Annotated in this window: 24 protein-coding genes and 1 other RNA gene; 18 read left to right on the top strand and 7 right to left on the bottom strand. The window is 47.2% G+C overall.

The features are described from left to right. The first annotated feature begins 20 nt into the window (after positions 1-20). The 4 genes from cshA (at position 21) to P5G61_RS06805 (ending at position 3,455) form a co-directional block, all read left to right on the top strand. On the top strand, positions 21-1,613 hold the full coding sequence (cshA, locus tag P5G61_RS06790) for a degradosome RNA helicase CshA (protein WP_053783634.1): 1,593 nt from the start codon (positions 21-23) through the stop codon (positions 1,611-1,613). Between the two features lie 183 nt (positions 1,614-1,796). Next, entirely contained in the window at positions 1,797-2,633 is an 837-nt protein-coding gene (locus P5G61_RS06795) for a YesL family protein (protein ID WP_301245692.1), read from the top strand. Positions 2,634-2,684: 51 nt separating this feature from the next. Further along, positions 2,685-2,876, top strand: a non-coding RNA gene (gene ssrS, locus P5G61_RS06800) — 6S RNA. Between the two features lie 186 nt (positions 2,877-3,062). Next, positions 3,063-3,455, top strand: a complete 393-nt coding sequence (locus tag P5G61_RS06805; RefSeq protein ID WP_024629239.1) for a DUF1499 domain-containing protein — start codon at positions 3,063-3,065, stop codon at positions 3,453-3,455. Between the two features lie 73 nt (positions 3,456-3,528). Here the strand turns inward: P5G61_RS06805 and tpx are convergent, their stop codons facing one another. Next, on the bottom strand, positions 3,529-4,047 hold the full coding sequence (tpx, locus tag P5G61_RS06810) for a thiol peroxidase (RefSeq protein ID WP_301245694.1): 519 nt from the start codon (positions 4,045-4,047) through the stop codon (positions 3,529-3,531). Between the two features lie 148 nt (positions 4,048-4,195). Here tpx and P5G61_RS06815 point away from each other — a divergent pair, with 148 nt between their 5' ends. Both P5G61_RS06815 and gltC read left to right on the top strand, forming a co-directional pair. Then, positions 4,196-4,819, top strand: coding sequence for a rhomboid family intramembrane serine protease (locus tag P5G61_RS06815; protein WP_285074498.1), 624 nt, complete (start codon positions 4,196-4,198; stop codon positions 4,817-4,819). 70 nt (positions 4,820-4,889) lie between these two features. Next, entirely contained in the window at positions 4,890-5,801 is a 912-nt protein-coding gene (gene gltC, locus P5G61_RS06820; protein WP_301245697.1) for a glutamate biosynthesis transcriptional regulator GltC, read from the top strand. 34 nt (positions 5,802-5,835) lie between these two features. On the opposite strand, the gene P5G61_RS06825 is transcribed toward gltC, so the two are convergent. Continuing rightward, positions 5,836-6,516 (bottom strand): zinc metallopeptidase, encoded by a 681-nt coding sequence (locus P5G61_RS06825; RefSeq protein WP_024629243.1) that lies wholly within the window; start codon positions 6,514-6,516, stop codon positions 5,836-5,838. A 28-nt stretch (positions 6,517-6,544) separates the two neighbouring features. Then, positions 6,545-6,973, bottom strand: a complete 429-nt coding sequence (locus P5G61_RS06830) for a MerR family transcriptional regulator (protein ID WP_301245700.1) — start codon at positions 6,971-6,973, stop codon at positions 6,545-6,547. 353 nt (positions 6,974-7,326) lie between these two features. Between P5G61_RS06830 and P5G61_RS06835 the strand changes: the two genes are divergently transcribed. The 3 genes from P5G61_RS06835 to P5G61_RS06845 are packed head-to-tail and all read left to right on the top strand — an operon-like array spanning position 7,327 to position 10,589. Continuing rightward, complete coding sequence (locus P5G61_RS06835; protein ID WP_301245702.1) at positions 7,327-8,727, top strand: ammonium transporter; 1,401 nt, start codon at positions 7,327-7,329, stop codon at positions 8,725-8,727. A gap of 33 nt (positions 8,728-8,760) precedes the next feature. Continuing rightward, positions 8,761-9,855 carry a DUF294 nucleotidyltransferase-like domain-containing protein gene (locus tag P5G61_RS06840; RefSeq protein ID WP_435874083.1) on the top strand — a complete coding sequence of 365 codons (1,095 nt, stop codon included), beginning with the start codon at positions 8,761-8,763 and terminating at the stop codon, positions 9,853-9,855. Then, entirely contained in the window at positions 9,852-10,589 is a 738-nt protein-coding gene (locus P5G61_RS06845) for an exonuclease domain-containing protein (protein ID WP_301245704.1), read from the top strand. Before P5G61_RS06840 ends, P5G61_RS06845 begins: the two co-directional genes overlap by 4 nt. On the opposite strand, the gene P5G61_RS06850 is transcribed toward P5G61_RS06845, so the two are convergent. Continuing rightward, positions 10,575-11,063, bottom strand: coding sequence for a M67 family metallopeptidase (locus P5G61_RS06850; RefSeq protein WP_301245706.1), 489 nt, complete (start codon positions 11,061-11,063; stop codon positions 10,575-10,577). The genes P5G61_RS06845 and P5G61_RS06850 overlap by 15 nt on opposite strands. 194 nt (positions 11,064-11,257) lie before the next feature. Between P5G61_RS06850 and P5G61_RS06855 the strand changes: the two genes are divergently transcribed. Then, positions 11,258-11,809: a TlpA family protein disulfide reductase gene (locus tag P5G61_RS06855; RefSeq protein ID WP_301245708.1), complete on the top strand. Its 552-nt coding sequence runs from the start codon at positions 11,258-11,260 to the stop codon at positions 11,807-11,809. 78 nt (positions 11,810-11,887) lie between these two features. Here P5G61_RS06855 and cimA read toward each other — a convergent pair whose 3' ends face one another. Further along, positions 11,888-13,507, bottom strand: coding sequence for a citramalate synthase (gene cimA, locus P5G61_RS06860; RefSeq protein WP_301245710.1), 1,620 nt, complete (start codon positions 13,505-13,507; stop codon positions 11,888-11,890). Positions 13,508-14,057: 550 nt separating this feature from the next. Here cimA and P5G61_RS06865 point away from each other — a divergent pair. The 3 genes from P5G61_RS06865 to P5G61_RS06875 all read left to right on the top strand — a co-directional run bounded on the left by P5G61_RS06865 (position 14,058) and on the right by P5G61_RS06875 (position 17,335). Then, the gene (locus P5G61_RS06865; protein ID WP_301245712.1) at positions 14,058-15,362 is read left to right on the top strand and encodes a DNA polymerase IV; all 1,305 of its coding nucleotides are present in this window, start codon (positions 14,058-14,060) and stop codon (positions 15,360-15,362) included. Positions 15,363-15,481: 119 nt separating this feature from the next. Beyond that, positions 15,482-15,724: a ferredoxin gene (locus tag P5G61_RS06870; protein ID WP_024629252.1), complete on the top strand. Its 243-nt coding sequence runs from the start codon at positions 15,482-15,484 to the stop codon at positions 15,722-15,724. Positions 15,725-15,895: 171 nt separating this feature from the next. After that, entirely contained in the window at positions 15,896-17,335 is a 1,440-nt protein-coding gene (locus P5G61_RS06875) for a L,D-transpeptidase family protein (RefSeq protein WP_301245715.1), read from the top strand. Between the two features lie 86 nt (positions 17,336-17,421). Here P5G61_RS06875 and P5G61_RS06880 read toward each other — a convergent pair whose 3' ends face one another. Further along, positions 17,422-17,559 (bottom strand): hypothetical protein, encoded by a 138-nt coding sequence (locus P5G61_RS06880; RefSeq protein ID WP_162842436.1) that lies wholly within the window; start codon positions 17,557-17,559, stop codon positions 17,422-17,424. 259 nt (positions 17,560-17,818) lie between these two features. Between P5G61_RS06880 and P5G61_RS06885 the strand changes: the two genes are divergently transcribed. From P5G61_RS06885 to P5G61_RS06895, 3 genes are all read left to right on the top strand, one after another. Further along, positions 17,819-18,916, top strand: coding sequence for a quinone-dependent dihydroorotate dehydrogenase (locus P5G61_RS06885; RefSeq protein ID WP_301245998.1), 1,098 nt, complete (start codon positions 17,819-17,821; stop codon positions 18,914-18,916). Between the two features lie 136 nt (positions 18,917-19,052). Further along, the gene (gene yjbM, locus P5G61_RS06890) at positions 19,053-19,868 is read left to right on the top strand and encodes a GTP diphosphokinase (protein ID WP_053783647.1); all 816 of its coding nucleotides are present in this window, start codon (positions 19,053-19,055) and stop codon (positions 19,866-19,868) included. Next, positions 19,855-20,349 carry a DUF309 domain-containing protein gene (locus tag P5G61_RS06895; RefSeq protein WP_301245719.1) on the top strand — a complete coding sequence of 165 codons (495 nt, stop codon included), beginning with the start codon at positions 19,855-19,857 and terminating at the stop codon, positions 20,347-20,349. The genes yjbM and P5G61_RS06895 overlap by 14 nt, the downstream gene beginning before the upstream one ends. Positions 20,350-20,476: 127 nt before the next feature. On the opposite strand, the gene P5G61_RS06900 is transcribed toward P5G61_RS06895, so the two are convergent. Beyond that, positions 20,477-21,025 (bottom strand): thioredoxin family protein, encoded by a 549-nt coding sequence (locus tag P5G61_RS06900; protein ID WP_301245722.1) that lies wholly within the window; start codon positions 21,023-21,025, stop codon positions 20,477-20,479. A 220-nt stretch (positions 21,026-21,245) separates the two neighbouring features. Here P5G61_RS06900 and P5G61_RS06905 point away from each other — a divergent pair, with 220 nt between their 5' ends. Both P5G61_RS06905 and P5G61_RS06910 read left to right on the top strand, forming a co-directional pair. Then, entirely contained in the window at positions 21,246-22,946 is a 1,701-nt protein-coding gene (locus P5G61_RS06905; protein WP_301245999.1) for an RsmF rRNA methyltransferase first C-terminal domain-containing protein, read from the top strand. Continuing rightward, the gene (locus P5G61_RS06910; protein ID WP_301245724.1) at positions 22,943-23,689 is read left to right on the top strand and encodes a pseudouridine synthase; all 747 of its coding nucleotides are present in this window, start codon (positions 22,943-22,945) and stop codon (positions 23,687-23,689) included. Before P5G61_RS06905 ends, P5G61_RS06910 begins: the two co-directional genes overlap by 4 nt. Positions 23,690-24,141: the final 452 nt, after the last annotated feature.

Below are 24,141 nucleotides of genomic sequence, written 5' to 3' on the forward strand. Positions count from 1 at the left end.
TAAAAGGAGTATGAATAATTTTGACAAATTTAAATTTCACAGATTTCAATCTTGAACCACTGGTGCTGCAAGCCATCACTGAGCTCGGGTTTGAAGAAGCAACACCGATCCAATCCCAAGCGATTCCTTTGGCACTCGAAGGCAGAGACTTGATTGGTCAAGCTCAAACAGGTACGGGTAAAACAGCTGCATTCGGTATTCCGTTGATCAGCAAAATCACCAAAAGTGATGAGAAAATCCGCGCCCTCATTATGGCACCTACACGTGAACTTGCAATTCAAGTTGCTGAAGAGATCGAAAAACTTACTCGCTTCAAAGGTCTGCGCTCCCTGCCAATCTATGGCGGACAAGATATCGTTCGTCAGATTCGTGCACTGAAAAGAAAACCACAAATTATCATTGGTACACCTGGACGTCTCCTTGACCACATCAACCGCAAAACAATCAAGCTTGATGATGTACAAACTGTTGTATTGGATGAAGCAGATGAAATGCTCGACATGGGTTTCATGGAGGATATTCAATCTATCCTGAAACAAGTACCAGACGAGCGTCAAACAATGCTGTTCTCAGCAACAATGCCTCCTAACATTCAAAAATTGGCTCAACAATTCTTGAACAATCCTGAGCACATTTCTGTCATTCCGAAACATGTTAGTGCACCATTGATTGACCAATCCTATATCGAAGTACCTGAGCGTCAAAAATTCGAAGCATTGAGCCGTTTGTTGGATATGGAATCTCCTGAACTGGCGATCGTATTCGGACGTACAAAGCGTCGTGTTGACGAATTGGCTGAAGCTTTGCAAAAACGTGGATATTCTGCAGACGGTCTTCATGGTGACTTGTCCCAGAATCAACGTGATGCGGTAATGCGTAAGTTTCGTGACGGCAGCATTGACGTACTCGTTGCAACTGACGTAGCTGCACGTGGACTTGACGTATCCGGCGTAACTCACGTTGTGAACTTTGACCTTCCGCAAGATCCGGAGAGCTATGTTCACCGTATCGGCCGTACAGGTCGTGCCGGTAAAGAGGGTGCTGCATGGTCTTTCGTTACTCCGCGTGAGATCGACCACCTGCACTTTATCGAGCGTGTAACACGTCACCGTATTCCGCGCAAACCACTGCCAACAATGGCTGAGGCTGTAGAAGGAAAACAACGTTTGACAGCTGAGCGTTTGCTCGAAATCGTACAATCTGGCGAACTGAACGAATACAAAGGTATCGCGATCCAAATGCTTGAGCAATATGATTCTGTTCAACTGTTGTCGGCTGCTCTGAAGCTCCTGACAGGTGACAAAAAAGATGCTCAGGTTGATCTGACTCCTGAAGATCCGATCCGTGCAAAACGTCGTAAACCGGATGTTCGCTCTGGCGGACGCAAACCATCGGGTTACAGCGGCAACCGCAGCAGTGGTGGTGGCGGTGGTTACAACCGTGATCGCAACAGCAGTGGCAGCAGCAGCAGCGGACGTGGTGGATACAACCGCGATCGTAACAGCAGTGGTAGTGCAACTGGAAGCAGAGAAGGTGGTTACAACCGTGACCGCAAACCGCGTCCAAGCAACAACGAAGGACGTCGTCCTGCCAAAGATTCTTCTTTCGAATAAAATATAAGCTTGAACTGGAAAATGGGGCAGGGCGACTGCTCCATTTTTTTATGTGCAGAATATGCCAAACCAGTGTATGGTCGATCTCTTTTCGGGAAGTACTGGCTTTTCCTATCTATAATAAGGTATATTAATATTATTAGACTTCAGGTTAGACGCAAGGCTGCGGAGGAGGAGAATTGTTTGGAATTTAAAGGAGCTATGGGTGGGATCTACCGGCTTACAGAGTGGATTACGAGACTGGCCGCAACCAATCTGTTGTGGGCTATTTGTTCGTCTCCGTTCTTGTTTTTCTTGATTATGAAACTGCTCGTGATGCAGCAGAACCTCGCCAATGAATCACTACAAATGAACTGGGCTATAGCCATTGTGGCACCGCTTACACTATTCCCGGCAACTTCGGCTCTATTTACGGTCGTACGTAAATGGAATATGGGTGATACGGACGTGCCGATCTTCCGTACTTTCTTTGTAGGTTACAAAGAGAACTACAAACAGAGTTTAATTGGAGGTATCTTCTATACCTTGCTGTTTGCCATCATGTATCTGGATTACACAGTATATATGACACAATTCAAGAATTTGCAGCTGGTCGGAATTATTATGCTCGTACTGTTGCTGCTGTTGTTTGTTTCTCTCTTTAACTTCTTCTCAATGGTTGTGCATTACCACATGTCCATCGGATTGATTATCAAAAATGCGGTTCTGTTGACGCTGATTAGACCATTCCGTGTATTTTCCACGTTGCTGGGAAGTGGATTGTTGTTCTATATCGGTTTTCGTTATCCGGTCTTGTTCGTCTTTTTTATCATTAGCATTGTTGCTTGGTTTGCTTTCTTCAACTTCTACGCAACCTTTAATAAGATGCAGGAGCAGATGGAGAAGATGCAGCTGAAGAAAGAAGAAGAGGAAGCTGCGCAAGCCGCTGAACAGGCAGGAGACTCGGTTGAGACAATAGAGGCGGTTGAACCATCTGAACCTAAGCGATCTGACGAAAAACACGATAATCTCCAAAAATAAAACATGAGCTGTCACCATTTACTTTTTACACAGTTAGGGATATAATAATTGTACATCCTGCGATGTACGTTTCGGTTATTCGTTGTTTTGAACCAATGATGATGTCTTCGGGAGATCAATACAGAATGTTGCTGAAACGCCCTGTCTATATGACATGGGGACTTCAAAAAACATTTTTGCGGCCACCCACCTGCCAAGCAGGTTCATAAGACAATGTAGCCGGACGGCATAGGCGGGTTTCTTTCTTTATCATGTACAGCACCCTGACTCTTTCCTCTAATCCAGGAATTACAGGGTGCTTTTTATTTGAATTTTTTTGTTGAATCGGCTGTATTTTGTTAAAAGTGTTGCTTGCCCTTTTGTTACTACATGAACAATGTTACACTAGTATACATAAATGGAACGGTTACATTCAAAGGAGGAAGGGTCTTGACCTTAAAGAGAACGCTCGTCGGTATCATCCGCAGCATGGAGGGAACCAGCGATCGAGCCAAGGATCCCAAATTAAAAACACGGTATTATAACTTATCCAAAGACAGAGCCTGGGAAGAAGTTTCTTCGACACTCAAAAAAATTCCGGGTTATAAAGTACTGCATGAAGTGCCTTCTGTGGGAGAGGTCATACTGGAGAAGCGGACTACCTTTGGACGGACGATGGATATTACGGTTTCCATTATATCGGTAAGTCCTGTACGCAGTGCGGTCGATATGTATTCGGCTTCACGTGGTTCACTCGGAGACCTGGGTTCTAATTATCGCACAATCATGAATTTGTTCTCCGTATTGGATAAGAAGCTGAGTAAGTATAAGTCAAATGATTGAAATAGATGGGTGAATAACAAAAAGCGAGAGAAGGTTAACCTTCCTCGCTTTTGTTCTGAACGTGAGTTACCTTTTACAGCAAGGCTTTTACAGCGGAAATTGCTTGCTCGAAGTTAGGGGAGTCTGTCATTTCAGGCAGATATTCCACATATGTAATTCGGTCTTCAGCATCCACCACGAAGATGGAGCGCATGTCCAATTGGAATTCTTTGATCAGAACACCATAGTCTTCACCGAATGAACGTGTTTTGTAATCAGACAGTGTTACGACGCGGTCGACTCCGGCTGCTCCACACCAGCGTGCTTGGGCGAATGGAAGGTCAACGCTTACTGTCAATACAACAACGCTGTCTCCGAGATCTCCAGCTTCAACATTGAAGCGGCGGGTTTGGGCATCGCATACGCCAGTATCCAGTGAAGGAACAACGCTGATTAATTTGATTTTACCTGCGAAGTCTTTCAGTGATGCATCTTCAACCAGGTTTTTGCTCAGTGTAAAATTGGGTGCTTGATCGCCCACTTTCAACTCGGGTCCGATCAATGTAATAGGGTTGCCTTTAAAGGTGGCTGCGCCTGTACGTTCTTGTGCCATAATAATGTTCCTCCTTATAAGTTGGTGATCCGTGCCAAAATCCATTATAATCTTTTATGAAAGGCATTGTCCAATTCGGACGAAAGATCATTAGAATGGATCAGACTTGCAGGCCGATCTGAACAGGGTGGAGTGAAAGCAGAAACTTATGATATTTATAAGGTATGAGAACTGGAAAAGTTATTTGAAATTTTTCCCTTTGACGTCGATTATTTTAATTGCCAATGTTGTGATGTTTATTGTGTTAAGCCTGAACGGTGGTTCGACGAATAGCATGACGCTCCTTAAATTTGGGGCGCTCTCAAATCATGAGCTATTCGCTGAATGGTGGCGTTACATTACGTCAATGTTTCTGCATGCGGGTTTCAGTCATTTGTTGTTTAACAGCTTTGCTCTCATCGTATTTGCACCACCAATGGAACGACTGCTTGGGTCGGTGAGATATGGTGTGCTGTACTTGGGTGGAGGCATTCTGGGCAACATTCTGGCTGTGGCATGGTATAACTCGGTAGGAGCGACAACAATCTCGGTAGGAGCTTCAGGCGCGATCTATGCAATCTATGGTGCGTTTCTGTATGTAGCCTTGTTCCAGCGAACGATGATGGACGAAGCCTCACGTAAAACGTTGTATACACTGCTAGTATTCGGGATTATTTTTTCCTTTGCCATGTCAGGCATTAACTGGATGGCTCATTTGGGTGGGTTGTTAGGTGGATTCTTCATTTATGGACTTCTCATCCGCTTGTGGAAACCCCGGAGCTTTAAGCAGTAGTCGGATTGATCTGAAGACGGAATGCGATCAAGGATAAGTAGGGTATAGCAGATTGGAGAGATCAGGGGCAGTGGAATTAAGACAGTTGCATTACTTTTTGAAAGTGGCACAGAAGGAGCATGTTACGCAGGCTGCGGAGGAATTACATGTGGCGCAGTCTGCGGTGAGTCGTCAGATTCATCAGCTGGAGGAAGAACTGGGAGTAGACCTCTTTATGCAAAAAGGGCGAAATCTGCAGTTGACCGCAGTCGGGCAGCTCTTTTGCAAACGAGTTGAAGGTATATTGAAAGATCTGGACAAAGCGGTCGGGGAGGTTCATGAGTTTCTCGACCCGGAGCATGGTGAAATTCGTATCGGTTTTCCTCACAGTCTCGGTATTCACTTGATTCCTTCGGTTGTAGCAGCGTTCCGTCAGCGTTATCCTAACGTCAAATTCAGATTCAAGCAAGGCATGTACCCGACGCTCATTCGTGATGTGTTATCGGCTGAAGTGGATTTGGCATTTATATCTCCATTTCCGGAAAAGCACGACCAGGTGGATGGTGACATTGTGCTTACGGAAGAACTGCATGCGATCCTTCCGCCGAATCATCCATTGGCCGGTGAAGAGAGCATTGCGTTAGAGCAGCTCAAAGATGATAAGTTTGTGTTATTCAGTAAAGGATATTCTCTGCGTCCGATTGTCTGGCATGCTTGTCTTGAAGCTGGGTTTACGCCCAAGATTGCTTTTGAGGGTGAAGAGACGGATACCATTCGCGGACTGGTTGCGGCTGGCATGGGTGTGAGTTTACTGCCGGAAATGGCGCTTTTCCAGACGAATCCGCTGCAGCCGGCGCATGTAGCCATTTCCCATCCCAAAGTGACGCGTACGATTGGGTTAATCCACCGTGCAGATGACAAGCTTCCACTGGTTGCGCAGTCATTTCGTTCATTCTTGCTTAATTATTTCGGTTTACAGCAAAACAATACCCCATCCGATTGACGGTGGGGTATTGTTTTTTTGTTATTGTATTCAATTAGTCACGGCTATTGAAAATCCCGATGTACCGAATCAGTTCAAGCAATGAGATTAGCGCTGCAGCAACGTAGGTCAATGCTGCGGCATTCAATACTTTGGCGACGCCTCTCTCTTCTTCATTCCGGATATAACCTTCCGATACCATAATCTCTCTTGCGCGGTTACTTGCATTGAATTCGACCGGCAAAGTAATAAGTTGGAACGCAACGGTTACCGAGAAGAAGATGATACCAATTCCGACAAGGTTCATTGCGTTAAAGATGAAACCGGCAATGAGCAGGAAAGGTGCAAGTCCGGATGCAAAGTTGACGATTGGAAAGATCCGGTGACGCAGTGCCAACATCGGATAATTTTCCTTATGCTGGATCGCATGGCCTACTTCGTGACAAGCAACGGAGACAGCCGAGATAGAGTTTTCATAATATACAGGCTCAGACAACCTCACGACTCGATTAATCGGATCGTAGTGGTCGGAGAGTGCTCCACGCACAGGCTCAATGGGAACGTCGTGCAGGCCATTGGAGTCCAGCATGTGACGGGCAGCATCGTACCCGGTCATTCCATTCAGGTTTTTAACATCAGACCAACGGTTGAATGTACTCTTAACGCGAAATTGCGCCCATAAGGAGAGCAAAAAGGCGATAATGATCAAAACGAACATACCGTTATTAAAACTCATATTCATTCCTCCGCTTTCTAATAATAAGCTACATCATGGTGTTCTCAAGCAAGATTTTCAAGGCTTCCATCGTACCAGCACTTTTGGCGAGCAGCCCAGTCATCATTTTGCGTGCTTGTACAGGTTTCATCTCGCCAAGCAGTGGTTTAAGTTCATTCACCTCTCGCTCAAGCTGTTGCACGTGGAGCTCCAAGGTTGTCAATTTGCTGGCAACCTGTTCTTCCGTGCTCACCAGACTCCACTTCTCAAGAGATTGCTTAATCTCGTCGAGACTATATTTCTCTTGTTTCATCTGTACAATACGTTCAAGCCTGGTTAAAGTTTCATTACTATAGAGACGATAGTTTTTTTCTGTGCGCTCTTCAGGAGCGATGAGACCGAGCTTCGTGTAATAATCAATCGTCCGTTCGCTCACACCTGCAGTTTTGGCAAGTTCGCCTATCCGAAACAATTTCATATCCCCAATGATATTCACCTCGCTTGCAGTTCAAATGTAGGGAATTGTAGATTCCAGTTGCGGCTTTGCATAACCCGCCCAATTTTTTTCTTACTATTAGTTATGATACATGATCTTTAACCATACAGTCAAACGTTACGCTTTAGTTGCTGTCAGGCTGCGTTTCTATATCTATGTGCTCATGGGACATGATTATGTACTTAAGTGCAAGAAAAAGACGTATGACTTTATTCCCAGAAATATTTTTCAGTTTTGATGAAAATACTCTTGTCAACTTTCCTGTCTTCTGCTTATAATGGCATTAAGAGTTTCACGATATGTGAAGAAACTTAACACAAGAGGGAGTGGGGTATATGAGAAAGAAATGGTTGGTGTCGGTGTTAATAATGCTCACGTTATTGGCTTTCCCGGTCAGCGCATTTGCAGCTGCGGAGGGGCCGACTAACATCGAACTTCAAAGCGGTCTGAACTCAGCCTTTACGTTTCTGGCTGTTGTGCTGGTTTTCCTGATGCAAGGGGGATTTGCTCTACTTGAAGCAGGGTCGACTCGAATGAAAAACGCAGGACACATTGCGGGTAAAACAATCCTGACATTGGGAATTTCGGTTATCGCCTTCTGGGCTCTGGGCTTCGGTCTTGGTTTCGGTAATGGTAACAGTTTCTTCGGAACAACCGGATTTTTCCTGAGTGGGGACGGAATGGCTGCTTCGTTCGAATCACTGGCCTTCTCTGATGTTCCGCTAACAATCAAATTTGTATTCCACCTTGCCTTTGCAGCGGTATCCCTGGCCATTGCCTGCGGTGGTATGGCAGAACGTGCAAAGATGAGTGTATATATCGTTTTCGGTACGCTGTATACCATTATCATGTATCCGGTTGTTGCTCACTGGGTATGGGGCGGCGGCTGGTTGGCTGAGCTTGGTATGCAAGACTTTGCAGGTTCGACGGTTGTTCACTTGACGGGTGCAACGGCTGCACTGGTAGCAACGATCCTGTTGAAACCGCGTATTGGCAAATATAACAAAGATGGTAAACCTAACATCATTCCAGGTCATAACCAAGTTTACTCCGTACTCGGTGTAATTATCCTTTGGATTGGTTGGTTCGGTTTCAACCCAGGTAGTACATTATCTGCTATGGGCGATGGATTCTTCGGTTATGTTGCATTGACTACAAACGTAGCTGCGGCTGCCGGTGGTGTTGCTGCACTGTTAATCTCATGGGCTGTATTGGGTAAATCCGATATCCCTAGTATGCTGAACGGTGTGCTTGCAGCACTCGTAGCGATCACAGGTGCTTGTGCGTTCGTTGAACCGTGGGCAGCTCTGGTCATTGGTGCTCTTGCCGGTATTATCACATTCTTCACCGCTCAATACTTTGAGCGCAAAGGAATTGACGATCCAATCTATGCTTTCTCTGTACACGGTATCGCTGGTATGTGGGGAGCGATCTCCACAGGTTTGTTCGCAACACCGGAACTTGCTGAGAATGCAGGTGTAGGTCAAGCAGGTCTGTTCTACGGTGGCGGTTTCCACCAACTGGGTGTTCAACTCCTGGGTCTGGCAGGCGCATTTGCCTTCGTACTGATCATGTCCTTCATTATTCTCGGTGGCATGAAAGCTATCATGGGAATCCGTGTAACGGAAGAAGAAGAAACGATGGGTCTGGATTTAAGTGAGCATGGTACTTACGGGTACCCTGAACAAATGAAAAATGGTGAAACGAAATCCAATGGCGGTACGTTCAGCTCCTAAGAGGAATGATTGCTGAATCATGCTTCAAGGAGGCTGGACATGATGGAACCCATCCCGTATATAAATCAATCCTGGTCCTATCAAGGAATAGATGGTGCGGCATCTTCTCAAGAACTGCGCCAGGCACGTGTGATATTGCAGAATGAGCTCCAGGAACTGTTGTCCGCTTCCTTGTCGCCGATTGAATGGTACCAGACGGTAAATGAACTGCATGATCGGGTTGCTCGGCGAGCAGTAGAATTATGCATCCAGGGGATGGTAGAGGAAGGCCTAGGCCGACCTCCCGTCCCCTATGCCTTTATCGTTTTTGGCAGTTCCGGCAGGCAAGAAGCGACGTTATGGAGTGATCAGGACAATGGTATGATCATCAGCGATACTCCGCATGAGGGTAAAGAAGCATATTTTGCCAAACTCGGGCTTCGAATGACCGATTTGCTGGAGGAAGTTGGCTATGCCAAATGTGAAGGCAAAGTGATGTGTTCTGAGCCTTTATGGAGGAAAACACTGGATTCATGGAAGGAACAACTGAAAGCATGGGGATCGGACCTGTCATGGGAGCCGGTTCGCAATCTGATTATCGCTTCCGACATGCGTTTTGTTGCGGGTGAGCCTCATCTGGCCGAGGAATGGATCTCTGCGTTTTATGAAGGGTTCAGGTCCATTCCTGAGCTTTCCGATGCGGTGCTGCGCAATACCGTTAAGCACAAGGCGACACTCAACATCCTCGGACGGGTAGTGACCGAACGATTCGGTGAACATGCAGGTGGATTTGATGTGAAATACGGCTTGTATATTCCGCTGGTGAACAGTGCACGTTTTCTGGCATTGCAGCATGGTATTAAAGAAACCTCCACGCTCAAGCGGATTCAGCGGTTGGTTTCGCTTGAAGCAGTTCCGCTTACTTTGCTGGATGCAGCTCACCGTGCATTTATGACAGCTTTGAGGCTGCGACGCAGTACACCCGTTGTGCTCAAACAAGGATTGCAGCATAGCGGTGGTTTCCTGATTGAGAAACAGTTGAAGGAAAAACAAATGCTTTATGAACTCCGGGATACGTTAGGGTTGGTGCGGCGAGTACATCGTGCGCTGCAAAGACAACTTCGTTTTGCAGAAAGGAGACGTCCATGAGAGAGCCGGCAAGGGGCAATACAGGATTCTGGAATTCGCTGCGCCAGGGAGGGGTTCCTTCCGCCATCGCTTCCATAATGGGAGCCCCTACGGCGCAACATATGGCGTTTATCCGTTCGATGATGAGAGAACAGCGCAGACCCGAGGTGCTGCACACGCCCTTGAACGAGTTGAATGCGGTCGTATTTGATCTGGAAACGACAGGTTTCTCTCCCCAGCATGGGGATGAGATCCTTTCCTTTGGGGCGGTACGGATCAGTGGCGGTGTTGTGCTGGAGAAGGAGCAATTCTATACGTTGGTTCAGTCGAAGGTTGCCGTTCCGGAACACATTACCGAACTAACGGGAATTACACAGGAAATGACGCTGGATGCTCCGTCGCTGCTGGAAGGCTTGCATGATTTCATGTCTTTTGTTGGCGGGAGTGTACTGGTTGCTCATGCAAGCGCGCATGACCGGGCTTTTCTGAATGCGGCCTTATGGCGAACGTCCAAAGTAAGGCTCACGCACCGGCTCATCGATACGATGATGCTGGCGCGTTGGCTCGAACCGAGCAGACTGGGCTATGGACTGGATGAATTGCTGGAATCCAGAGGCATTCCAATCTATGGACGCCACCACGCTTTGGAGGATGCCAAAATGACTGCGCAATTATGGTCCTGTTATCTGGAGGATATGACTCGTAAAAATGTAAACACGTTGGGCGATCTGTATACCCAGTTAAGTCACGCGTAGTTGGGCGGACAGTAAGCTGTAAGATTGAACATGGTTCATTCCAATGAATGAATCAACATCTGTATGAACCTGATAACCCTTCAGAAGCATCTGTGGTTGTGATTCAGGTGAAAGATCAGGCGAGCCGATAAGATATACCTGGAGTAATCCGGCGAAAATCGGTAGGTTACGCAGATCCTCGTTGGAAGGTATAGGCGTGGTTCGAGGGTGGGAGTGAAAGAGTCCGATTAATTGTGGCTCATTGAACACACACCGAATCCATTCTGCATCATCTAGTGAGAAATGGTGCAGCGGGTCAGGCGCTACGTTACGAATGGGCTGAAACCGACTGATTCGTATGCCGCCCGCTGCGGCTTCACCCAGCACAACCCCGCAGGCTTCCATTGGCAGCGAAGCGAACATATGCTTAGACATCTCTTGCTCTACGGAGTGGGGGATGTAGAGGCTGTTCTGCTGCCCGTGAAGTGCTGCCATTTGTATTCACCCCTCTCTCTTTGGCTCCTGCTTCGGCAGGAGTCCTTTTTTATTTTATTTTGTGTGACCCGGATTGTAAAATTTTAAAGGAACAGGGTACAATATGAAAGAAAGGCTTTTGATTAAATCCAAAAAGCGTTACCATCTGCTGCATTTGTGTTCGATATGCTGATCAAATAAAAGGGTGGCTGGCCATGAAACGAAACATATACATACTGCTGGGTGTTGTATTGCTGGTGGGCATTGCTTTGGCTCAAAATGCAGACAACGGAATCGCAGCCGTGTTTAAGCAAGAGGAGCCGATGCCCACGGAGACGGGGCCAAAGGCGGGTCTGCTGGCACCAGCCTTCTCTTTGCACGCCATGGATGGAAAAACTTACTCTGTAGGTGGAGCCAAGGAAAAGGCCATCTTCGTCAGTTTCTGGGCATCCTGGTGTGAACCGTGCAAGCAGGAGGCTCCTGAGCTTAATACATTGGCAGCAAAATACAAAGATAAACTGGATCTGTACGGTGTGAATGTAACCACGTACGATAAAATCAGGGATGCCAAAGCCTTTGTGGATGAATACAAACTGACGTTCCCTATTTTGCTTGATGAAGACGGAACAGCGTATGCCAAATATAACGGTATAGCCTTTCCGACGAATGTACTGATTGATTCCAGAGGTGTCGTTCAGGAAATTATCCTGGGGATTCTGCCAGAAAAAGAGCTGGAGCGCAAAATTAAGAAATTAATTGCGGATTAGCCAAGCGAGAAGCAAAAGCGCCCGTCTTCCAATGTTTATTGGAGACAGGCGCTTCTTTTATTTTCCGGGAAATATGCATTAATGGTTGCTTAGTCCGTGAGCAGGTATGTTGACTACATCAGGCTCGTCCTGCAATTTTTCCTGAAGAAGGGCATAACGGAAACTGTGTACAAGTGCTTCCCAGCTCGCTTCAATCACGTTCTCGGATACACCGACCGTATTCCACGTGTTTTCGGTGTTTTTGGATTCAATTAATACACGAACCTTTGCTGCGGTAGCGTCTTTTTCATCCAAAACACGTACTTTATAGTCGGAGAGATGCATGTTGGCAAGGGAAGGGAAGTATTGCACAAGGGCTTTACGAAGCGCGTTATCCAGTGCATTGACTGGACCATTGCCTTCAGCCGCAGTATAAGCACTTGTCCCGCCTACGTTAAGTTTAACAAAGGCTTCCGAAACAACAGACTTGCCAGCCACTTTTTCAACAAGCATCTTGAACGATTCAAAGGTAAACAATTCTTTCATGTCACCGTTGGCTTCACGAATCAACAATTCAAGCGAGGCATCGGCGCCTTCGAACTGATAACCCTGATGTTCCAGATCTTTGATCTTCTCAATGATCTGACGTGAGTTGGCACTGCTCGGATCGAATTCAAGACCCAGTTCCTGTGCTTTGGACACGATGTTGCTTTGTCCTGCCAGTTCGGAGACGAGTACACGTTGTTTGTTCCCTACAAGCTCGGGCGCGATGTGTTCGTAGGTTCGCGAATCACGCAATATTGCTGAGACGTGGATGCCACCCTTGTGGGCGAAAGCTGCATTTCCGACATATGGCTGATTGATCGGCATATTTACATTGGCAATCTCGCTAACGTAACGGGCCACATTTGTGAGCTGTCGCATCGAATCCTCAGACACGCATTCATATCCAAGCTTCAGTTGCAAATTAGGGATAATGGAAGCGAGGTTGGCGTTACCGCATCTCTCTCCATAACCGTTCATTGTACCCTGGACCTGTCTGGCCCCAGCTTGTACAGCGCTTAACGTATTGGCGACAGCAAGTTCACAATCATTATGTGTATGAATACCCAATTGAGCCTGTGGAAGGCGCCCAGCCAGTGTGGATACGATCTCATACACTTCATGTGGCATCGTTCCGCCATTGGTATCGCACATCACAAGCCAGTCCGCTCCGGCTTCATGGGCTTTGGTCAGCACGGCCTGTGCATATTCCGGGTTGTGCTTGAATCCGTCGAAGAAATGCTCTGCATCAAAGATGACTTCCATGCCGTTTTGTTTTAGGTAGGAAATGGAATCGTAGATCATGGACAGGTTTTCTTCCAAAGTGGTTTGCAAAGCCGTGTGCACGTGAAAATCCCATGATTTACCAACCAGCGTCGCTGCCTGAGCACCTGATTCAATCATGCGCTTCAAATTGGCGTCTTCACTCGCAATGCTGCCTTTACGGCGCGTGCTGCCAAAAGCGACAATTTTGGCATTCAGGTTCAATTCCTTGACTCTTTTGAAAAACTCAATGTCCTTGGTGTTACTGCCGGGAATTCCGCCTTCAATATAATGAGCACCGAGGTCATCAAGCTTCTTGGCAATTTTGAGCTTGTCATCTGCCGATAAGCTGACTCCCTCCCCTTGTGTGCCGTCACGTAAAGTCGTATCGAAGATGGAGATGGCCTTTGACATGAAGATCCTCCTTTAAGATGAAGCGCTTTTTTTTAGAAAGTTTAATGGTGTGTTTAAAAAACGGTTGATCATATTGGTGACGAATCCTTCGATTCTGTAACGCTACACTGTATTAAATTCAAAGTGTAGATTTGTCCTAAAATCGTGAATTTGTATAATTAATTATTATAGCACCATTATCGCCAAATGCTACATCGAATTCACCATTTGGTGTAACAAATGATGGATTGTAGAGTAGAGTGTGTTGTAAACAGTAGTCTTGTAATATGTTATGCTTCATCTATATGCAGCTATTCCGGGATTGAATATGGATTCTAAATTTGCTCTGCATAAATGGAGGGAAGAGGATGACTATTGTCTGGGAGAATATAATCATTTCTTTCATTTTGATCGCTATTATGGTCGTTGCCGTGTGGGGTGACATTCGAATGATCGTTAAATCTCTTCGAAAATAAGGGGATATGAATGATATTTACATAAGGGATTTTGATATAATAGATAAGAGAATGCTTTTCGAGGAATAGTGTATATGAAAGGGCGGTAGTAGATCATGTCTTCAGACCAAACGAATAATAACATGAACGTAGATCGATATTATCCTGCCGCCGGACGAGTGATTCTGCATGTCGATATGAATGCTTTTTATTGCTCTGTACATGAAGCCGAGGAACCGGAATTATATAGAGGAAAAGCGACGGCCGTTGCTGGCAGTAGTGAAGTGCGCAAAGGCGTCATTGTAACTTGTTCGTACACAGCTCGCAGAAGGGGCATCTCCACAGGCATGGTCGTTCATCAAGCGATGAAGAAGTGTCCTGACTTAATTGTCATTCGACCGGATTTTCATTTGTATCGAAGGTATTCGAGAGAATTCATGAAAATAGCTTACAGTTATACGCCGCTGCTCGAAGCGACCTCCATCGATGAATGTTACCTCGATATTACAGGGTCCAGACAGTTCGGTACACCGCTGGAAATTGCAGAGAGTATTCAGAACCGAATCCGGGATGAGTTGGGGATGCCTTGTTCGATCGGAATTGCACCCAACAAGCTGCTTGCCAAGATGGCCTCTGATTTGAAAAAGCCTAATGGCATTTCGATTTTGCGGATGAGAGATGTACCTCAGATTTTGTGGCATAGACCGTGTAACGAGATGTTTGGCATTGGTAAAAAAACAGCCGAAAAGCTGAAGAAGCTGGGCATTGAAACGATAGGACAGCTGGCCAAATCAGACGAGCGGATGTTAACCGATGTGTTTGGAATCAATGGCTCTTGGTTAAAAAATTCAGCAAACGGTATTAATCATTCAGCAGTTCAGGCTGAACGTGAAGCGAACAAATCGATTGGACACACGACAACGTTACCTGCGGATATATCTGAGATGGATGAGGTGCATCGGGTGTTACTGAATATAAGTGACCAGGTTGCCAGACGGTTGCGCAAGCACGAAATGTTCAGTCAGGGCATTCAGATTACGATTCGTACACCGGATATGAAGACCATTACTCGATCGCGGATGATGGAAGTGCCTACTGAGGATGCATCGGTCATATACCGGGAGGCCTGTGCTTTGTTTGCGAAACATTGGGGCGGGGGGAAGCCTGTTCGTATGCTGGGTGTGACCCTCCAAACGCTGATTCCACGTGAGGAGTCGGCGATACAGCTTGACCTGTTTGAATATGAGCAGAAGCCGAAGAAGGAAAATCTGATTCGCATTATGGATCAGTTACGTGACAAATTTGGCGAGAATGCTGTCGTTACAGCTGGTATGCTGGGGGATGATCCTTCCGTATTACTGCGTAATCATAAAGTGCGGGGAACTTCGCTGCAAAAAGATAATTTGCAAAGTCTCGATTAAATAGGGCATAATGGAGTCTTGAGGCTATTAAAATGATTTGTAATAACTCTTACTTTGTATTAATATGTTTCTAGATAAACATACTGTACGTTTTTGAATAATAGGAGGAGAGATTGGTAATGAGCAAATTTACTTGGGTTGAAAAAGATACATGTATTGCGTGCGGAGCATGCGGAGCAACGGCGCCTGACATTTATGACTATGATGATGAAGGTTTGGCAGAAGTAATCTTTGATGGGGATGCCAACAAAGGGATCAAAGCAATTCCAGATGACTTGTTCGACGACATGCAGGATGCTTGCGACGGCTGCCCAACGGACTCCATTAAAGTAGCGGATGAACCTTTCAATAAAGAAGGCTAATTCCTTTCATATGAAACACATAAAAGCACATTCTTCTGTCTTTGGGACGGGAGGACGTGCTTTTTTGTCGAATGTTGAGGCTTCGATCCGGGTACTCAAGTCCTATGGATTTCCTGTCATCCTTTGCCGATATATAAAGAAACGGAAAAAGGCGAAATGATGGAGGATCGGATGCAAAATACTCATCTACGAACATATGTAAAGAAACATCCTGATAATAAAATGGCCTGGTATTTGCTTGGCAAAGAGTATTTGGGCGAGGGGCAGGAGGCCAAGGCCAACTATTGTTTTCAACAGGCGGGTGAAGTATACGAGGCATTTGAGCGAAGCAAGGCACCGGCAGATATATGGGTGGATTATCAGGAGAAGCTGGTCGAAATAGCTGAGCAAAAGGAGAAAAAGCATCGTGTTCGCAAGATGTGGCTCACCCTGCTGATGCTGCTTGTACTGGCGGGATTGCCGCCTGCAGACGCTCCTGGTTTCAGCCGCGATGCGGCAGATGCCTTGGCCTCCGCGTTGGAATCGACGGATGATTCTTCTGATAACGAATCAGGGAATAGCCTGGCAGATGAAACGGCTTCTGTAGCGAATTCCAATGTGTTTATAGCTGCGGCATTCGGTGGAGGCAATCAGGGTGAAGCTGCATTGGCAGCAGCGTGGTCGGGCTCTGGTCCGAAAGTGCAGACATCCGCTGTGCTTGGAATGCAGGTCGCTGGTAACTGGACAATATGGAAGCGAAATATGTCGGTAAAATACATTGTTCAGACGAACAGCGGTGGCAAATTAATCGCACAGAGTTATGATGCCAAGCAGTGTAACTGTGAACCACCGGAAGTATCGCAGGAGATCAAGCGACTGGCACAAGCCTGGACAGCGAAACAGGAATCCGCGGCAGCGCTGTCGAGTGCAATGATTACATATAAAAAACAAAATGGAACCTGGCCAAAAAGTGTGGCGCAGCTTGCACAGCCCTTTCCCAATAATATTCTGGGGGAGACTGCACCAGGTATGACCCGGATGTTCCCGGCACTACTGGCCATGCATCAGCAAGGGGAAAAGGGAAAAGGAAAGAACACCGCTGGAGGAACAGGTGTAATTTCAGATTCGCCGCAAGGCAAAAACGCTGCATTTGTGGATACGTTAGGTGGAAAGCCTTTTTTGCAGGATCGGCTTGAGATTATCGTGGACAAGAGCAGGCATAAACTTGCACTGATTAGCGGTAACACGATTATTCGTAATTACGAGGTGGGCCTTGGGGGAGATCGCACGCCAGAGGGTTCATTTGTGATTTCAGACAAGGTGGTTAATCCAAATGGTCGCTCCAACGGCGAATTTGGGAGTAGAGGAATGCAGTTATCTGACACGAATTATGCCATCCATGGGACCAACGAGCCAAACAGTATCGGGCTGGATGAATCCCTTGGATGTGTAAGGATGAGTACTGAAGATGTGGAAGAGCTGTTTGCGCTTGCTCCTCAGGGAACTCCGGTACGCATTGGGAAAGATTTGCTGCCAGAGACAGCTGTTATTCCAGAAGCAAAGGATCGCTACCGGTACACACTTGTTCCCAAGCAAAGTAATCCGAATAAGACGTATCATTGGTTGAATTAAACGGAAAACAAGTGATTCAGACCGAAGAAAACGTAAAATCCATGCTGGATTGGTATGTAGATGCAAAAAACAGTCGGTTGGAGCATTTACAGGTTGGCGATAATAATAAGCGCACCAATGATAATGATCAGTCCACCGACGCTGGCTGCCGTCCAAATAATGGCTTTCCGGTTGACCTCATCTTTCTTTTGCTGCAAAGTAGGTGGTTTGCGTTTGGGAGCCATGGGCTGTTCCTCCTTCATGGAATAAGGCTAATATCGATGTAGCCATGCTCCCATTGTAAAGAATTCAACTCGTCATTTCCAGTAGGCGGGTGGATTTCTTGTGAGCTCTTAGGGCTTAGGCAAAAAGCTTCTGTCTATGCTCAAACTACTTTCCTTTTGCAGAAGAAACGGATAGACTTGTGTATAGAGTGTTTTTTTACATATGAAAAAGACGGAAAGCAGTTTTTTCAGCGTACCGGACCAGAACGGAGTGAGTGATTTGTTATACAGAAGTCTTGCTAAACCCTTGTTGTTCAAAATGGACCCTGAGCAGGCCCATCATTTAATTATCGGCGGTCTCAGCGGAATGGGGAGTATTCGCCCGGTTCCTTCCGGCTTGCGTGTCATGTATGGCGTGCGTGAAACAGCGGATCTGGCTGTAGATATGTTTGGCTGCCATTTTCCTACACCTGTAGGCCTTGCTGCCGGTTTGGACAAAAACGGACAGGCTGTAACGGGCTTTTCTTCCATCGGGTTTGGCTTCATGGAAGTGGGCACAGTCACACCGCTCGCACAGCCTGGCAACGACCAGCCGCGTTTATTCCGCTTGCCTCCCGATGAGGCATTGGTGAACCGGATGGGCTTCAATAACCTCGGAGCCGAAGCGATGGCGGGTGAATTGGCACGTCTCACGGAGCGCCGAATTCCAGTGGCCGTAAATATAGGTAAAAATAAGGCGACACCCAATGAAGAAGCGCATTTGGATTATGAAAAATGCATCCGGGCGCTGTACGATTATGCGGACCTGTTTGTGGTGAATATAAGTTCACCAAATACACCGGATTTGCGTAATCTGCAACATGGGAATGAATTGAAGGAATTGCTTGCTGCTGTCATGAATGAGATGGAGACACAGCGCAAAAGAGCGGGCGGTGCCGTTAAATCGGTGCTGGTCAAAATTGCACCAGATGTGAATGACCAGGAGCTTGAATATATGGTGAGTACTATTGCAGATAGTGGGGTCGCCGGTATTATCGCAACGAATACCACGATCAGCCGAGACGGTCTTTCTCATCAGCATGCCAAAGAGACGGGTGGACTAAGTGGAAAGCCGCTGCGTGACCGTTCCACGGAAATCATTCGCCAAATCTATCGCCAGACTGAAGGCAAACTGCCGATCATCGGATCGGGTGGCATTTTCACAAGCGAAGATGCTTACGAAAAGATTAAAGCTGGAGCCAGCCTGGTGGAAATATATACAGCATTGATCTATGAAGGACCTGAAGTGAATCGGCGCATTCATGCCGGACTGCGTGAGCTGCTGCGCAAAGACGGTTACAGTCATATTTCGGAAGCTGTCGGTGCAGCGCATCGTTAAGTAATGTTTCGGAGTTCCCCGAATTTGAAAATTAGAAGCGTGGAAGAGGGTAATGTCGTACGGGACTCTTCCCCCCGCTTAACATCATGTATAATGGATAAGAACAGGGGAAGCTATAGAGACAGGAGGCATAAGCATGGACGGTAGAGACTGGGGTACATTTTTACTTCCTTATGAACAAGCGGTAGAGGAATTGAAAGTTAAGTTTAAAACGATGCGGGCGGAGCTTAAGAAAAGGGAAGAATACGCCCCGATCGAATTCGTTACCGGGCGTGTCAAAAAAATATCCAGCATTCTGGAGAAATCCAGACGCCTGAATGTGCCGCTTGATCAGGTGGAAACGGGCATTGAGGATATTGCAGGTATCCGCATTATGTGTCAGTTTGTGGATGATATTCGGCGGGTAGCCGAGTATATTCGCGGTCGTAAGGATTTGACGGTATTAATCGAGAAAGATTATATCACCAATTTCAAAGAGAGCGGCTACCGCAGTTTCCATATGATTATTGAGTATCCTGTTCAAACAGCCCTTGGACAGAAGAACGTGCTGGCCGAGATTCAGATTCGGACGCTGGCGATGAACTTCTGGGCTACGATTGAACACTCCTTGAGTTATAAGTTTCGGGAGAGTCTGCCCGATGATATGCGGGCAAGGTTGAAAAAAACGGCTGAAGCTGCTTTTGTACTCGATAATGAAATGTCGGCGATCCGTCTGCAAATTCTGGAGGCGCAAAAGGCTTTTGAGGATGATTCCAATATCGTATCTAGAACGCTGAACATCATACATCAGTTGTATTTCTACCACCTCGTGAACGAAGCGATAGAGGCACAAAAGCGCTTCAATGACTGCTGGGAGCGTCATGATATGGAAGGGTTGAAAGACCTTTTGGATGATGTAAAAGCACTTCTGAACGCGGCTAGAAAGGGCGAAAACCCGGATGAGCAGCTATGAGCCGCTGTATGTTGACTATCTGATCTATTTCAATCGTGATCAGGACTACTTTGAATGCCATGAGGTATTGGAAGAGTTGTGGCTTGAACGGGATCGGGATTCACTGTACAAAGGATTACTGCAAATCGCAGTCGGGCTGTATCATTTCAGGAATGCTAATTTTCGCGGAGGGCGCATGATGTTACAGAGTTCGGTAGATCTGCTGAAGTCCTATCCGGAAACTTCGCGAGGCATTGCCCTTGGGCCGTTAGTGCAAGAAGTACAGGAACTAGTGGAAGGACTTTCGGGTGCTGAGCCTCAGAAATTTCCTTACAGAGACCTGCACATTCAGATTCAGGATGAGGTGCTGATCCGGGAGATTCAGGAACGAGCTCTTGAACTGAAGCCCAATATTCCCCAACGTCGAAGTCCTACACGTGGACGAATCTATGAAGAGAAGATGAAAGCATTGCAGCAGGAACAGGACCTGCAGAGCGAGTAAGCTTGTCATGGAAAGTCATCATCACTGGATCATTAACATAGTGTCAAACATATGATCTGATAAAAAACACCCCGACCGCTCCTCTAGAGGAATTGGCCGGGGTGTTCGATATTGTAGGGATATACGATTAACTTGCCGATGGAGTGGCACTGCCTTTATATTTTTCGAAAAATTGCTTGTAATCATCCAAAGTATAACCGTTGTCACTGCCATTTTCCTGAAGTCCGCCAACCATGCGGTCTTTCTCCACACCATCCTGATAATATACCAGAGTTGGCGTGTACTCAATGTTATAATCAGTCCAGCCGGAATCGAATTCGCGCAAATTGAACTGAGGAAGCTTGATACCTTCACTGTCCACCAGTGGCATCAGCTGAGGTGTTGTCGCACGACAGTGTGAGCAGTCGGAGGCAAAGAAATAGACAAAGAAGCTGTCTTTGTTATCCATTTTGGCTTTCAGATCATCAGGCAAAATAATTTGTTGGTAGTTCGGATCGTCCAGCAATTCGCGTGTTGCGGGATTAAGCTTGGATGCGGCGATGCCATAGGCATTCTGCACGCTATCCATCTGTTTCTTGGATTGCTGATTCACCAGAACGAGTACGGCAATCATTACGATGAAAACACCCAGGAAAATAAGGATCGCAGCACTTTTCTTTTTCTTCTTGGATTTCATTAAGACATCCCCCATCGATCATATCGAAATATAGTTTTGGCAAAAATACAGGATGGGATAATATGCATAAACACCCGAATTTTTGCACATCAATCAATCTACTTGCCATTATACTACATTACACGCTGTAGTGGAATACGATGAATCAATAGGAAAGCCATGCCCGGATATGATAACATAGAACTATATGCAATTTTAACAAGACAGGATGAGTGGGATTATGGCTGTACAGCTGCCTTCGATATTTGCCGAGCGAATGAAAAGCTTGTTAGGCGATGAATTTGAACAATTTATGAAATCTTATGAGCAGTCGCCACATGCGGGGCTGAGAGTGAATACGCTGAAAATATCGCTGGAACAATTCAAGGAAATTGCTCCATTTGATATGCGACCCATTCCGTGGTGCGGAACGGGTTTTTATGTGCCTCACGGGGTTAAGCCGGGGTTACATCCTTATTATCATGCAGGCTTGTATTATATTCAGGAACCAAGCGCCATGGCCCCGGTTGAATTGTTGGATGTGCAGCCTGGGGAACGTGTGCTTGATTTGTGCGCGGCTCCTGGCGGGAAAACAACCCAAATCGCAGCCAAGCTTCAGGGGAAAGGTGTACTTGTTACGAATGATATCCATGGGGAACGAACGAAGGCACTCGCCAAAAACGTGGAATTGTATGGGGTACGTAATGCCGTTGTATTGAACGAGTCACCTGAGCGAATTGCGAAGGCATTCCCTCATTATTTTGATAAAGTGTTAATCGATGCTCCTTGCTCGGGTGAAGGCATGTTCCGCAAAGATGAGGACATGGTGAAATCCTGGGAACATCATTCGGTGGAAAAATGTGTGCTGATGCAGCGCGATATTTTGGAGACGGCAGCCAAGCTTCTTGCTCCAGGAGGAACGATCGTATATTCCACATGTACTTTTGCACCAGAGGAAAATGAAGCGATGATTGCGGAGTTTCTGAACATCAATCCTGATTTTGTGGTGAATGACATCCCTGCTACTGCAGGATTTGCTCCAGGGCGCCCGGATTGGGTGCGTCAGATGCTGCCTGAGACAGCAGAAGAGACAGAATCTGTGCTGGACCAAACACGCGGCACTGCGAGGTTATGGCCTCATCTGTTGGAGGGGGAAGGACATTATGTTGCTGTATTGCAGCATCGTGCGCAATCTCTGGCCGAAGAAGACGCAGGTCGTGAAGCGAACAGTGAAGTCCAGACTGGACAAGCAGTTGAAGTTGATGGAGATTTCACGCATCCCGGGGAATCCGAGGACCGATCTATCCATGTATCCCCACCTCTTACGAAAGAAGAACGGAAACGGGAACGTCTTATGAGAACCGAATCCAGGGAACGTAATGACAATGACAGGAGTTCACGTGGTGGCAGGACTCAGGGAAAACCGGGTAAAGGAAACGAACGAGGTGGCCGCAAAAACGAACGGGGTCAGAAACGAGGAGTCGACCAGGCGAGTGTCGATCCGGGAACGGTATATGCTCAATTTGTACAAGAAAATCTGGAAATCGAGCTTGCTGGAGAAACGGTGTATTACGGCGATCGGGTGTATCAATCTTCTGTGGGTGCTGCTCGTCTGGAAGGGCTCAAGGTTATACGGCCAGGCTGGTTTATGGGTAACGTGAAGAATGGGCGATTTGTGCCCTCTCATCCGCTGGCATGTGCATTGCATACAACAGAGGCGCAGCGATTCATCAATCTATCATCAGCTAACGGAGAAGCCGTAAGGTACCTCAAGGGAGAGACGTTGAACATCGAAGAATCGCGTGTAGAACGCAAAGCAGATACGGCAGCCAAAGGTTATGTACTGGTATGTGTGGATGGTTTCGCTGCCGGCTGGGGGAAATGGCTGGATGGTGTACTGAAGAATGAATATCCGGCAGGCTGGAGGTGGACATCGGTATGAATGGAAAAGGCAAACAAACGCTGCGTCTGGATAAAATATTGAGCCATATGGGTGTGGGGTCACGAAGTGAACTCAAAAAGATGGTAAAGCAGGGCAGAATTCGTGTGGACGGTAAACCGGTGAAAGATAGCGGTGTGCAGGTCAATCCGGACGTAAACGTGATTGAAGCTGACGGAGAGCGGATCATGTATCGGGAAATGATCTACCTGATGCTGCACAAACCACCTGGCGTGGTGTCGGCAACTGAAGATAATCGGGATAAAACGGTAATTGACCTGCTGCGTAAAGAAGATCGTGTCTTCGATCCATTCCCGGTGGGACGACTGGACAAAGATACAGAGGGGCTTCTTATTCTAACGAATGACGGTCCACTTGCGCATGTTTTGTTATCCCCCCGCAAACATGTACCCAAGACGTATGAAGCCCGTGTGCTGGGGAACGTTGATGAAGAAGATGTCCAACGTTTCAGAGCGGGTATTCAGCTGGATGATGGATATGAAACATTGCCTGCGGAACTGACTGTCCTTCATCGTGAGGAGACGGAAGAGGGTGTGTTCTCTTCCATTTCATTGATTATTCATGAAGGCAAGTTCCACCAGGTGAAAAGAATGTTCCAGGCTGTGGGCAAGCGCGTGGTGTATTTGAAACGCGTAGCCATGGGTGACCTGGAGCTGGATGCCGATCTGGCAATCGGCAGCTACCGCGAGTTAACCGCAGAAGAATTAGACCTTCTGCGGAAGTAACAGCTCCCGCCCTTCGCGGAGCGGAGCAGGGAGCCGGGCAGGGAGCGAAGCGCTGCCCACCGCGCCCCAGGCGCAACAGCTCCCGCCCTTCGCGAAGCGGAGCCGGGAGCTTGGTCAGGGAGCGAAGCCCTGGCCACCGCGCCCCAGGCGCAACAGCTCCCGCCCTTCGCGAAGCGGAGCAGGGAGCCCGGGCAGGGGGCGAAGCCCTGGCCACTGCGCCCCAGGCGCAACAGCTCCCGCCCTTCGCGGAGCGGAGCAGGGAGCCGGGGCAGAGTGCGAAGCCCTGCCCACCGCGCCCCAGGCGCAACAGCTCCCGCCCTTCGCGAAGCGGAGCAGGGAGCCGGTCAGGGAGCGAAGCCCTGCCCGTAATGGTCCCGCTTAAGCTTGGGTGGGACCGCCGCTGTCAAGCGGAGGGACCGGCAATCAAGCGCTCCCACGTCAACCGTCACATA

The sequence above is a fragment of the Paenibacillus vandeheii genome, from assembly GCF_030433635.1.
GTDB lineage: Bacteria > Bacillota > Bacilli > Paenibacillales > Paenibacillaceae > Paenibacillus > Paenibacillus vandeheii.